We start from the raw sequence: 12,544 nt of genomic DNA on the forward strand, positions 1-12,544 counted from the left end.
GCGGAGGGGCGATTTCGTTATTCTCCCAGGCGACTCACCAGCATGTTGTTCCATCAAGCAGAGTTGAACGGACCAAGCCGTGCGAACCACGCTCGACTCTTCCTTAATAAGGTAACGCTGTCCACATCCACAAAGTCCGAACCCCGAAGAAAGTTCGATGACAGATTTTCTACAGCCGTTACTCCAATTCTGCATATTCAAAAATTGTCGTGAAAACTGTCACGTGCCGGTCACACGCTCTTACTAGCTGGGGGCAGCCTTCTCGAGCATCGAGTCTCGATAGGTGAAGGTGACTTTATCCGGTGCAATCGGGGTTTGAGAGCAGCCGGCAATTCCAAGGGAAGAACAAGTAAATGTCTTTGTTTAAGATGAGCCTGCTGGCGTCTGCCAGCCTCGTGCTATGCGTGGCGGGAGCCACAGCGCAGTCGGCCGATAACACGGCGTCAAATGACCAAACCGAGCAGCGCCGTGAAATGGATGCCATCGTTGTTGTCGGTCAGGCGCAGACTTATTCGTCCGCCGAGAGCACGGAAGCCATGGCGCTTCAGCAGGCGCCTGTCAGCTCCATCCTGGCCCAGATCGACAACCTGCCGGGCGTTCTGGTGACCGAAGGTGATACGTTTGGTTTCGACGACTGGTCCACCGGCGTGGCCGTCCGCGGTTTCCAGAACAACCTCAGCGAACAGCAGCTCGGCATCACGATCGATGGCCTGCCGAACGGCAACTCGAACTACGGGGGCGGTGCCAAGGCGAACCGCTACATCGACACACAGAACGCTGGCGGAATCGAAGTGTCGCAGGGTACCGCAGACATCGCGTCACGTTCCAACGAAGCTCTGGGCGGCACGCTGAACTTCACCACGCAGGACCCGGAAGACGAGCGCCGCGTACGTGTCTCCACTTCGCTGGGTGACTATGACTCCCAGCGCTTCTATGGCCGCTACGACAGCGGTCTGCTTGCAGACGGCACGACCAAGTTCTGGGTGTCCCTCTCCACGCAATCCGCAACGGACCACATCGAAGGGTCCGCTGAGAACGAGCGTGATCACTTTGCAGCCAAGCTGCTGACCCAGAAACTTGGCTGGGACTGGACCGCTTACATGTCGTTCGACGACACGCAGGAAGACAACTACCAGCGCGTGTGGTCGCAGGACCAATATGAAACCAACCCTCACACCGACTATCTGACCGGTGAGTGGACAGGCATTCCAGCGATCGACCAAAACTATCGCCGCGGCTGGTCGACCCTGCGCGAAAACTTCTTCACCTATGTGCGTGCCGAGAAGGAATTCGACAACGGCCTGGGCCTGAAGTTCAACCTGTACCGCCATGACAATGACGGCCGTGGCGACTGGATCCCGCCTTACATCGTCGATGTGAACGCCGATACGAGTGCCGAATCTGAAGTGACCGGTGGCGTCACCAATTATGGTGGTTCGTTCCTTGGGCAGATCTTCTACGTTGATGCCAACGGGAATGCCGTTTCGGCGGATGCGGATGGTGCCATTGCCGTTCAGTCTTACCGTCACACCCACTACCAGAAAGAACGGACGGGCCTGACCGCCGATTTCGACTGGAAGAAATCCTTCGCCAATTTCGACAACACCGTTCGCGGTGGTCTCTGGTATGAAGATGCTACGCGCTACGAGTATCGCGACTGGCACCGCATCCTGGATACGCGCGTTGGCTTCGATTACGACTACCAAGCCTATTGGGTCCAGTATAACCGCGAGTTCCCGCAGACGACCTTCAAATGGTACCTCGAAGATGTCATCAACATCAACGACTTCACCGTGCGTCTTGGCCTGAAGCAGTTCAACAACAAGATCGAGCGCAAGGACCTGTTCAATCCGACCGATCCGGCCGAGAACTTCTCGCTCGACTCTGAATCGGATGTCCTGCTTTCCGGCGGTGTGTCCTGGGCTCCGAGCGCCATGCCGGGCGTCGAAGTCTTCGCCGGTTACGCCGAAAACTACAAAGCGATCCCGGATGGTGTTCTTGAAGTCATTTCGGGCAGCGGCATCCCTGATCCGGAAACCGCGGAGAACATTGAAGTGGGTGTTCGCTACGCAGGTGACCGCCTTCGTGGTTCAGCTGTGTACTTCGACAGCACCTTCGAAAACCGCCTGTTCCCGGCGCCGACAGAAGGTGTTGATGGCATCGACTATCTCGAAGCCTCGAACGGCGGCTACATCAATGGTGGTGGTATCGACAGCTCCGGCTTCGAGCTGACCGGCGAGTACCTCGTCAACGAGAACCTGTCGCTGTTCACGTCGTACACCTACAACGACTCCACCATCCTCGGCACCGGCGATACCGCGCTCGACACCGCCGCTGGCATCTATGCCGGCAATGTTGTCCCGGGTATTCCGAAGAACATGTTCGTGATCAGCGCTGACTACCAGCAGGACAACTTCTTCGGGGGTCTCTCCACCAAGTGGGTCGATGACCGCTTCGTCGATCTCGGCAACACCTGGACAGCCGACAGCTATGCCCAGGCCGACCTGTATGTCGGCGTTCACGGCGAGCAACTGTCGGAAGACCTGGCCAATGTTGATTTCCGTCTGACGGTCAACAACCTGTTCGACGAGAGCTACCTTGCTGGCATCTCCGGCGGCGGCGCATGGATCTCGGCACCGAGAACGGTCGTCTTCACGGCAACGGCTGACTTCTAAGCCAGCTGCTGCAATTTACCTGAGTGAAGGCGGTCTCGGCGAGATCGCCTTCCTCTCTGTCTCTGTTTTGTGTTTTGTTAGACACCGAAGGGGCCAAGTGAGGCCCATGTAAAGGAACCGCTCATGCCCCGGATCAATCGCCGTCACGCTCTGGCTCTCATGTCCAGCACCGCCTTCACAACGGCGTGCGCCACGCAGGACGCTTCCGGCCCATCGGATAAAGTCGTATCCGCTGCAGACAGTGACGTTTTCCAGCACGGTGTTGCAAGTGGCGACCCGGATGCAACGAGCGTTGTTATCTGGACCCGCGTCTCCACAGGTTTGCCTGTCGTGGAAGTCGCATGGGCTGTTTATGAAGATCCCGAAGGCCAATCACTTGTCGCGGCTGGTTCACACAGTGCAACGGCAGACTCTGATCATACGGTGAAAGTCATCGTGGACAGTCTTCAGCCGGGTCTGACCTACTATTATCGCTTTGAAGCGGAAGGCGAGATATCCCGCACCGGACGGACCCGCACCCTGCCGGTGGGAGCCTTGGACAGCCTCGGCATCGCCCTGGTTTCCTGTTCGAATTACCCGTTCGGATACTTTAATGCCTATGACGCAATCGCCCAGGATCCGGCGGTCGATATCGTCCTTCATACGGGTGACTACATCTACGAATATGGTGGCCCGGATAGCTGGGGCCAGGAAACCGGCGCGGTGATTGGACGCCCGCATGATCCACCACATGAAATTATTACGCTGGCCGATTACCGACAGCGTCATGCCCAATACAAGCGGGACGCTGGATCTCGCGCAATGCACGCTGCGCATCCACTGATCTGCTGCTGGGATGACCATGAAAGTGCGAACAATCCGTGGACCGATGGGGCGCAGAACCACCAGCCAGAAACAGAAGGAAGCTGGGCGGACCGCCGCGCCGCATCGATCCAGGCATATTATGAATGGATGCCCATCCGCGAACCCGTTGCAGGCCGTTCGCGCGCACAATTCTGGCGCTCTTATGTGTTCGGCGACCTTGCGACCCTGCTGACACTCGAAACCCGACATACCGCCCGCGGCAAGCAGGTCGACTATGCCGAATGGGCTCCCAAGCTGAACACTGAGGAAGACTACGACGCTTTTCGCAAGGACGTGCTCGGGGATCCGGAACGCCACATGATTTCTCCAACCGAACTCGCCGATATCTCGGATGCGCTCTCCAGCTCTGTGGCCAAGAAGCAGCCCTGGCGAGTCATCGGAAACCAGATTCCGATGGCACGCATGCTGGTTCCGGACCTCGTCGGCCTGGGTGTATTGCCTGCGCCGGACGAAGACTCACTTGAGGCCCACAAGCGTCTTGCCTGGCTCGGCCAGCATGCACTGCCATTCTATACCGACACCTGGGATGGCTACCCAGCGGCACGCGAGGTATTTTACAATACATGCAAAGCGAGCGGGGCATCGGATCTGCTGGTCCTGACCGGCGACAGCCACAGTTTCTGGGCAAACAATCTGTATGACGGAAACGGCGCCAGTATGGGCGTCGAACTTGGTACATCTGGCGTGACGTCGCCGGGAGATTTCGTCGACTCCGGTTTCGATAACGACACGGCGCAGGCTCTGGACAAGGCGTTTTCGGACTATGTTCCGGAAGTTGCCTGGACGGACAATATGCATCAGGGCTATGTGCGAGTTGTCCTTCATCCAGATGCTGCGGAGGCTAGCTTCATCGCCGTCAGCACCGTCCTCCAACCGACTTACATGGCCGGATCGATCAAGAACTTCTCCATAAGAAAAGAAGGCGCCGGCCTTTCCTTGCAACAGGCCTGAGGGGTTGTGGGAGGAATTCGAACCCCAGTCTCCGATTTTCACGAACGAGCAAGTCTCAGGCTGCAGGAATAGAACCTACATAATCACCGAAAGTTCGATCATTTCGACCAATGTCTCGAAGTAGCGGAAGGAATTTTAATTAATCTCCAGAAGCTCAGAGTCGAGACTAATGATATCGAGCAAAGTTACTTTGATATCACCATCAAGGTACAAAAATCTCAAATCCAGATTCCGGGCTCACCAATGCCTTAAAGAATTTTTGAACCGCGCCTCGATTGCCCGCAATTTTGAGCTTACCCGTCAGCATCAATCGCCTTGGGCTTACGTTACCTAACATGATCCTGTTGAAGTCTTCCCGCGTTGTTTCGAATGTTGCCGCTGGCAGATCGCTGAATTCTCCGAGTCTCGGAAATATGCTGCTTTCACCGACCTCGATAGTGATCGTCTCTGCGGTATCAGTGAATTTGAATACCAGGACATAAGGGGCGCCTTCGATTGAATCGGGCCGATATCGTGCAGCGAGCGCGTCAAACAAGGCGAGACTGGGAACCGCAGACACAAGCTCTGAATTGTCATCATCGAGCCGGGCTTTATCTTCCGGTTGGCGCAATTCATGGGCTGCGGAAAGATAGTAATTCCGCCAGGACCCACTTTCGGCCTGGAACCCCATTTGCTCATAGGATGACGCAAGCCACTGGCGGGCAATCGTGTCATCGGGGTCAGCAAAGATGACCTGGTTCAGGACGTCTGCCGCCCAACGATAGTCACCCTTCCGGAAGGCTTCGATGCCAATGTTCCGGCTCGCTTCGACGCCTCCCATTGCATCGACCATCCGTTTGGCGCGGTCTACCGGTGGCAGTAAATTCAGGTTCGCTGGCACGCCGTCCCACCAGCCGAAATAGAATTGATACACAGCCTTCAGATTGTGATTGAGGGTCCCATAGTATCCGCGCTCATGAAAAGCATCGCCGGCGGTCGCTGGCTCCGGTACGATCTCCGGAAGCTCCTGCAGTGTCACGCCCGATGAAATCTGGCGCATCGCTTGATCGTGAGTGTACCGGTATATATCGCGCTCGCCTCGGAGATACTCGCGCACTTCATCCCTCCCCCAAGTCGGCCAGTTGTGAGAGGCAAAGACCACATCAGCGCGATTGGCATATCGCACAAGCATGTCATCAATGACCTTGCTCCAATGTAGCGTGTCACGTGCCTTTGAGCCCCGAAGAGACAGGACATTATGAAATGTAGCCGTTGTAACTTCCGCTGAGCAAAGTGCGCTGAATTCCGGAAGAAAGAAAACAAACTCGGCCGGCGCTTCAGTTACCTGCGCATCCATGAACTCGAAGGTAACGCCATCGATGACACGACTCGCCCCGGGCGCAGCAATTTCTTCCGTCGGCAGGATCAGGCTAACCGTTCCCCTCGGGATCGCCTGACCGATACCGGTCCCGACCTGCCCCGTCGGCGAGCGCTCCAGATTGTTGCCGAACATGATCGCGGTTCGGCGCGCAGTGTAGTTTCCAGCAAGCAGGTTTTCCGAAATCGCAGCCTCAGAAAAGCCCTCTGGCGCGTAGATCGGAATGCCGTCGCCATCACCGATCACGCCCCGCACGCCGCCAAAATGATCGACATGGCTGTGGGTATAGATTACGGCGCTCACGGGCCGCTCGCCCAGCGTGTCATTGACGAGGGCAAGTGCCGCGGCAGCGGTTTCCGTCGTGAACAGCGGATCAACGATGATCCAGCCGGTTTCACCGCGGATGATACTCATGACTGAAACGTCGTATCCGCGAACCTGATATATTCCGTCCGTGACCTGAAACAATCCGTGCTGTGCATTCAGCCGAGATTGCCGCCAGAGAGACGGGTTGACTGTTTCCGGCACAGCTCCGTTCAGAAAATCGTACGCGTTTACACGCCAAACGATCTCTCCATCCTCGCTGAGGACGTCATGGTCCAGCTGAGCCAGCAAACCGCGCTGGCTATCCTGGAAATCACCCTCGTCATCCAGAGGAAGATGGTCAGAGACCGCGCCGTTGTAGGCGACGGTCGCAGGCGTTGCGCGCCCGGATGGAGGTGCTTCCTCCTCCCAATTCTGAACGGGAGGAGGAGTTGGCTCACCTTCGACGGTCTGGTCCGGTGTTCCCGCGGGTCCACAGGATACGACAAGGCTAATGCCAAGCGATACAAGCCAGGGTTTTCTCATCGTGCTTCCTCTCTTCGAGCATCATGCTGGTTGTGTTGGCCTTCTGTCAGGGCCAATCGCCAAGAGAGCTAGAAGATCGAGTAGTGCTGGCCGCCATCGATCACGATGTTCTGGCCCACGATGAAGCGTGCCAGCTCACTGCACAACAAGGCGGCCATCGGCGCCAGATCGTCCGAATCCCCCATAAAGCCGGCCGGAATCTTGTTGTGTGAAAGAAAGTGCGGGCGAACGACTTCCTGTTTGGGCTCAAGGCCAAAAGCATCAGCATAAGCCTGAAGACTTTCACTAAAGCCTTCCGTTGCAAAGATGCCTGGCAGAAGGTTGTTCATGATCACGCCATGAGGCGCAACTTCGCGCGAAACGCTGGCCGTGTAGTTGATGAGTGCGGACCGTGCGGGTCCGGACATGAGACGCCAGATCATCGGGTTCTTGGCCGAGAAAGTCGCAATGTTCAGGATTCGGCCCCAGCCCCGTTCTTTCATGCCGGGGATGTAGTGGCGCATGATTTCAATCGGGCCAATCAATGTGGTTTCGATCGATGACCGCCACATGTTCGGATCAACATTCAGGAAATTTCCATTGGGAGCCGGAGGCTTGATCGTGATCGCAAGAATGTCCGGATCGGGACAAGCGGCAAACAGTGCATTGCGGCCCTCATCGGTAGAGGAATCTGCGACAACCGGCGTGACACTGGTGCCGTATTTTTCAGATATTTCTGCAGCTGCCTTTCTCAAACGCTCTTCCCGGCGCGCGGTGATGTAGAGGTTCACGCCGGCCTCAGCCAGTCGCTCTGCCGTGGCACGGCCCATTCCCGCACTACCGCCTGCCATGATGGCTTTCTTGCCCTTGATTTTAAGATCCATGACGATCCTCCCTTCCCAATTTTGTGGCTTGTCTTCTATGCCTTGTAGGCAACTGATGTTTTCCTCAAACCGGTCCGATCGAGACGCCAGCGAAGCGTTTCGATCCTGTCCTGTCCAAAGAACGGCTCTCCCTCGAACACCATGGTCGGCACCCCCCAATGACCGGCGGCCTCCAACGCTTCATGGTTCCTCTCGACATCGTCCCTGACAGCGCCCGCGGAGATCGAAGCCTCAAGTTCAGCGAGATCCAGCCCGGCCTTCTCGGTTGCGATTGCCAGGTGTTCGCTCTTGTCCCAGTCTGTTATCCCGCTCCACAGCAACGCGGAGACTGAGCGGGCAAAATCGATTCCCTTACCGCGCCGCTCGGCCTCTATGCCAAGCCCCGTCAGGCGCCATATAAGAGGCTGCTCAGATGAAACTTCAAAGGTCTCCCGATCCTGGATCACCGGATCTGGGTTGGGCCATTTGAATGGCAAGCCCAGGAATTCAGCACGCCGGCGCGCATCCATGACGATGTAGCGCGGGCGCTTCTTGTCATTCGCATCGAAAACCGTTGCCCGAGCGCGCAGCGCAATAGGCAGAACCGGGCGTAACTTCACCGTTACGTCAAAGTCTTCACGAAGGCGTAGAAGGTCAGGCGTAATAAGATACGAGTACGGACTTCTGAAGGACCAGAATACATCGACATTCTTTGACATCTTTTGGGATCTCTCATCTCTGTGCGTCAATCAGGCTGTCCGACAACGTTTCCCCCGGGGTCAGCCCCGCACTTCCGCCATCATTTTCCGGGCGATCCGTTCGGCGACCATCACGCAGCCCAGGTACGTGTTGCCGGACGGTATGGTCGGCATCACGGACGCATCTGCGACACGCAATCCCTCGATACCGAGAACCCGGCAATCGGCGTCCAGGACTGTCCCCATCGGGCAGGTACCGGCCATGTGACCGTAACTGACCGTATATCGCTCGCGCGCATTGGCCGGCGCGTCGGGCGCATTGAGATCCAGAGGTTCTATTGGTGAGCAGCCGAGTTCATTCGCTGCTGCGGAGGTTTCCCAGGCTGCAATTCGCTTGAAAGCGTGGCGCAGTCGTTCGTTTGCGTCGTCGGGCAATGGCGGCGCGATGACAACCGGGCTTTCTCCGGGCTTTTCGGCGAGCCTTACGCTGCCCAGACCAGACGAACGAAGCAGGAAGACGGCCATAACAAACTCCGTCGGTCCTTCCCGGAGCGGCGGAGCGATCGGGAAAGCGTGATAGTCAATATCAACGCCGTTGGAAGCTCCAATCAGCAAGGATTGCGCGGGGCCCGCCCTTCCGCCCCGCGGTCCGTCATGGATGTATCTCAGCCCCGGACCGATATGATCGCTCATTGTCTCACCCACTGGCAGATCGACGTGCGCCGCAATGCCATGGTCAGCCAGATGGTCCGCCGGACCGATCCCAGAGCGCATCAGCAGGTTCGGTGTCCAGAGTGCCCCTGCGGACACAACTATTTCATCGCCTTCGATGACTTCACCGGTCGCTAGAACAACGCCTTTTACGCGTTTCTTGTCTACAAGAAGAGTAGCCACTTCCGACTGTGTCCGGATCGACAGATTGCCGCGCGCGCGGACTTCGGGCGTAAGGTAAGCGCGACTGGTGGTTACCCGCTTCGCATCATCATCAATCGTTACCGGGAAAATGCCAAGTCCCGGCAACTGGCTTGGATCGTTGATGTCCGTGACCGTCCGGGCACCGAGTTCCACCATGCCATCGTAGAAAGCAAGCTGAGCCCGCCCCATCTCTTCCCTGCGCCAGCGCCTGACAGGAAGAGGCCCGCTACCGCCGTGGATGGGTGACGATCCGAAATCCTTATCTGTTTCCGCAGCGATGAACGTGTCTTTGACATCGTCCCATCCCCAGCCCGAAAGCCCCATTGCGGCCCAGCCATCGTAATCTTCCGGCAGACCGCGAAGGGTCGCAAGGCCGTTCACGGCGGAGGTTCCGCCAAGCAGGCGGCCCTGGATCATCGGGATCACGCCGGCTCCATTCAACATCGGTGTCATGGCGACGGGCTGCATGCCGAGCCAGGCCTCGGGTGCGCGTGCGGGGTCCAGAATACCATCTCCATAGGAATCATCATCCGCGCCGATTTCAAGCAGTGTGATGTTCAGGCCCGGATCTTCGCTAAGGCGAGCGGCGAGAACAGACCCCGCTGTGCCTCCGCCAACGACAATTATGTGCTTCGAAGCCGAATTCATTTCACACCCTCCCGATGGCAACCAGATTCACTTTGATTAGGTTGTTTGACCTATTTTTAGGTTATATGACCTAAATGGTCAACATCGAAAACGGGTACAGTGAAACGGGTGATCAACATGGGCAGAGGAATATCGACTGCGGATCGCATCGCCGAAGCCGGACGACGGCTCTTTAACTCCAAGGGATATGCAGCGACATCCCTGAATGAAATCGCCGCCGAAGTCGGCATTTCCCAGGGCAACCTGACCTACCATTTCCCAGCGAAACGCGATCTTGCCCTGAGGATCGAGGCCGATGCGCGCCAGATTGCGCAGGCACGGCGAAAGAACCTCAAACCCAGCAGCAATATTGCGGAGGATTATGTTGAACACCTGCTGTTCGCCATGAGCCTGACCTGGGACCACCGCTTCTTGTTCCGGGACCGGACTCAGTTTGGCTCGGGCATTGATGTCCGCAATTCGGAGTCGGAACTCACTGCGGACTTTGACGAGTTGCACACCCTCCTGAAAAGGATCGCTGCCGCAGGTATGTTCAGACAGGACGCGGTGACGGATTTGCTCATCCTTACCCGGGCGATCTGGATCGTGAGCCGCTACTGGATGGACTATCTGAGTGAATTCGAAGGGCGCGAGGAAATTACCTGGAAGGACCAGGAACGCGGAATCGAGCATCACTATGCCGTACTGCTTCCCTGCCTCACAGCAGAAGCGAAGCGGGATTTCCGTGCGGCGCTCACCCGTGCGCCAAGACAACCTATTGGAAATGGAACATCGTGACAGACCCTGAAAGAGCGAAACGTCACAATAAAAGGGGCAACTCAGACCACTTTCCCAAACCTGTCACGCCTACCGTGTTATTGCTTTTTCAATTCATTGCCGCGCTTACGGCACGAAGAAATGCAATGTTCTCCATCTCCCGGTTCGTGCGTTCATCCATGCTGGTCCCATAGGCAGGATTAGCTGAAAGCTTCACAATCGTTACGTTCCGCGAGGGGTCGACATAAACCAGCTGATTATAGATGCCGATGGCGCTGAATTCCCCCCGATCGCCGTCCGGAAGCCACCATTGGTAGCCATAGCCGAGATCTAGCGTGTGATCGGCAAGAATCGGCTGACCGGCCCTGAGATGCGGCGCATCGGCCTGGACGGAAGCCCTGACCCATGCTTCTGGTACGACCGGCTCGCCGTTCCAGAGACCGTGACCACGATACAGCTCGCCAAACTTGGCGAAGTCGCGCGCCGTTACGTTGAGACCGGCAAACGCCATTTCCATCCCGGTTGAATCGATCAGCCAATAGCTGTCGAACTCAAACCCCAGAGGCTCAACAAGTTTTTCCTTCATATAGTCTGTCAGTGAACGTCCCGTCGCATGCACCAGCAACGCACCCAGTGCCTGCGTGTCGCCGGAATTATACCGGCAGACTGTTCCGGGCTCCGACTCAGGCACCATATTCGCGACGAAAGATTCAAGCGACGTCACACCTGCCATTGCAGCTGCGAGCCGGTGCACCTCAGAGTTTGGATCATTATAGTCCTCGTTCCAACGCGCGCCCGAGGACATCTGCAAAACATTCCGGATGCTGACGCCATCATAGGCCGACCCTGTCTCAACCGGTATATAGTCGCTGATCGGATCGGAAATATCCCGGATGAAGCCTTCGTCGACCGCAATACCGACCAGCGCGGAAACGAAACTCTTGGCAACAGACCACGAAATCCATTGCACATCGCGCCCACCGCTCCGCATGTAGCGCTCAAGCCGCACCTTGCCGTTCTGAAGAACCAGCAAGCCGCACGTGTGGGTCTCTTCCAGGAAACCCTCCGTGGAGCGTTCCGCGCCTTCGAAACTGTACCTCTCCGGCAGGGCGAGGGCCGCCCCTTCTGCGAACTGGCAAGGCACTGAAGATGCCGCCATGCGCGTCGTCGGCAGCAGCTCCTTGTAGCGGGCGAAATTCTCGAACTGCGGCTGGCCTGTAAACAGGTTCAGGTCAGGCGGGCTCTGGTCTGGCATTTCACTTACCCCTTTGAATTATTTGTATTTCTGCCGCCACCAGCAAGTATATTTGCCGCTACGCTGCGAACCGCTTCGATATTTGCGGGAAGGACGCCAAGGTGCTGGAAAAAGGCCGCGCCGAAAGCCATGGATACGACTGCGAAGGCATGCTCCCTACCCATCCCCGCTTTTTCATCAGCGCCGCCCAGGGCGGCAACCTCGAGAATCAGTCCCTCATAGAGTGCCGCAAGCCGCTTACGAAGCGGTTCGTCCCGCAGAGCGAGATACCAGAGCTCCATAATCAGAGCGTTGGTTGTAGGATTCGCAAAAGCAGCTTCGAGTATCAGATCGGCCGTATGCTGCGCATTGCTTCCGGCAGGTGACCGGCTCAGTTGAGCTTCAGCACGCTCAAGCAGGCGGTCAACGAGCGCACTCACCATATCCGCCCGGTTCCCGATGAAATGCCGCACCAGCGGCCGCGGCTGTCCGGCCTCCTCTGCGACATCCGCCAGTGTGGTCTTGGCAAATCCCTTCTTGACGATGCATCGTTCGAACGCGGCAAGAATTTCCTCGCGGCGCTCTTCGCCGACTGGTGGTCGCCCCAAACTAGCCTCCAAGAGTTTTTTGTCATTTGTGACAATATACTCTCGCGCCTCAGCAATCAACCCATTTCACAGGGTAACCACGCCTGCCATTCGAGCAGAGCGACGCCGTGCGTCATACTTGACCCAGCACGTCCGCCCGGAAACGCT

The 12,544-nt window shown here is 57.1% G+C and carries 9 protein-coding genes; 3 read left to right on the forward strand and 6 right to left on the reverse strand.

The window, feature by feature from the left end; genetic code table 11:
• Positions 1-353 precede the first annotated feature (353 nt).
• Both R3C98_RS16050 and R3C98_RS16055 read left to right on the forward strand, forming a co-directional pair.
• Positions 354-2,675, forward strand: a complete 2,322-nt coding sequence (locus tag R3C98_RS16050) for a TonB-dependent receptor domain-containing protein (protein WP_371315082.1) — start codon at positions 354-356, stop codon at positions 2,673-2,675.
• Between the two features lie 123 nt (positions 2,676-2,798).
• A complete protein-coding gene (locus tag R3C98_RS16055) occupies positions 2,799-4,490 on the forward strand; it encodes an alkaline phosphatase (protein ID WP_371315083.1) in 1,692 nt (563 codons plus the stop codon).
• Positions 4,491-4,692: 202 nt separating this feature from the next.
• On the opposite strand, the gene R3C98_RS16060 is transcribed toward R3C98_RS16055, so the two are convergent.
• The 4 genes from R3C98_RS16060 to R3C98_RS16075 all read right to left on the reverse strand — a co-directional run bounded on the left by R3C98_RS16060 (position 4,693) and on the right by R3C98_RS16075 (position 9,799).
• Positions 4,693-6,696, reverse strand: a complete 2,004-nt coding sequence (locus R3C98_RS16060; RefSeq protein ID WP_371315084.1) for an alkyl/aryl-sulfatase — start codon at positions 6,694-6,696, stop codon at positions 4,693-4,695.
• Positions 6,697-6,764: 68 nt separating this feature from the next.
• Complete coding sequence (locus R3C98_RS16065; RefSeq protein WP_371315085.1) at positions 6,765-7,559, reverse strand: SDR family oxidoreductase; 795 nt, start codon at positions 7,557-7,559, stop codon at positions 6,765-6,767.
• Between the two features lie 35 nt (positions 7,560-7,594).
• The gene (locus tag R3C98_RS16070; RefSeq protein ID WP_371315086.1) at positions 7,595-8,257 is read right to left on the reverse strand and encodes a 2-hydroxychromene-2-carboxylate isomerase; all 663 of its coding nucleotides are present in this window, start codon (positions 8,255-8,257) and stop codon (positions 7,595-7,597) included.
• A gap of 60 nt (positions 8,258-8,317) precedes the next feature.
• Entirely contained in the window at positions 8,318-9,799 is a 1,482-nt protein-coding gene (locus tag R3C98_RS16075; RefSeq protein WP_371315087.1) for a GMC family oxidoreductase, read from the reverse strand.
• Positions 9,800-9,898: 99 nt separating this feature from the next.
• Here R3C98_RS16075 and R3C98_RS16080 point away from each other — a divergent pair, with 99 nt between their 5' ends.
• Positions 9,899-10,576, forward strand: a complete 678-nt coding sequence (locus tag R3C98_RS16080) for a TetR/AcrR family transcriptional regulator (protein WP_371315088.1) — start codon at positions 9,899-9,901, stop codon at positions 10,574-10,576.
• 88 nt (positions 10,577-10,664) lie between these two features.
• Here the strand turns inward: R3C98_RS16080 and R3C98_RS16085 are convergent, their stop codons facing one another.
• Both R3C98_RS16085 and R3C98_RS16090 read right to left on the reverse strand, forming a co-directional pair.
• Positions 10,665-11,810: a serine hydrolase domain-containing protein gene (locus R3C98_RS16085; RefSeq protein ID WP_371315089.1), complete on the reverse strand. Its 1,146-nt coding sequence runs from the start codon at positions 11,808-11,810 to the stop codon at positions 10,665-10,667.
• Positions 11,811-11,815: 5 nt separating this feature from the next.
• Positions 11,816-12,457: a TetR/AcrR family transcriptional regulator gene (locus R3C98_RS16090; protein ID WP_371315090.1), complete on the reverse strand. Its 642-nt coding sequence runs from the start codon at positions 12,455-12,457 to the stop codon at positions 11,816-11,818.
• Positions 12,458-12,544: the final 87 nt, after the last annotated feature.

The organism is Hyphomonas sp. (assembly GCF_041398465.1).
Taxonomy (GTDB): Bacteria; Pseudomonadota; Alphaproteobacteria; order Caulobacterales; family Hyphomonadaceae; genus Hyphomonas.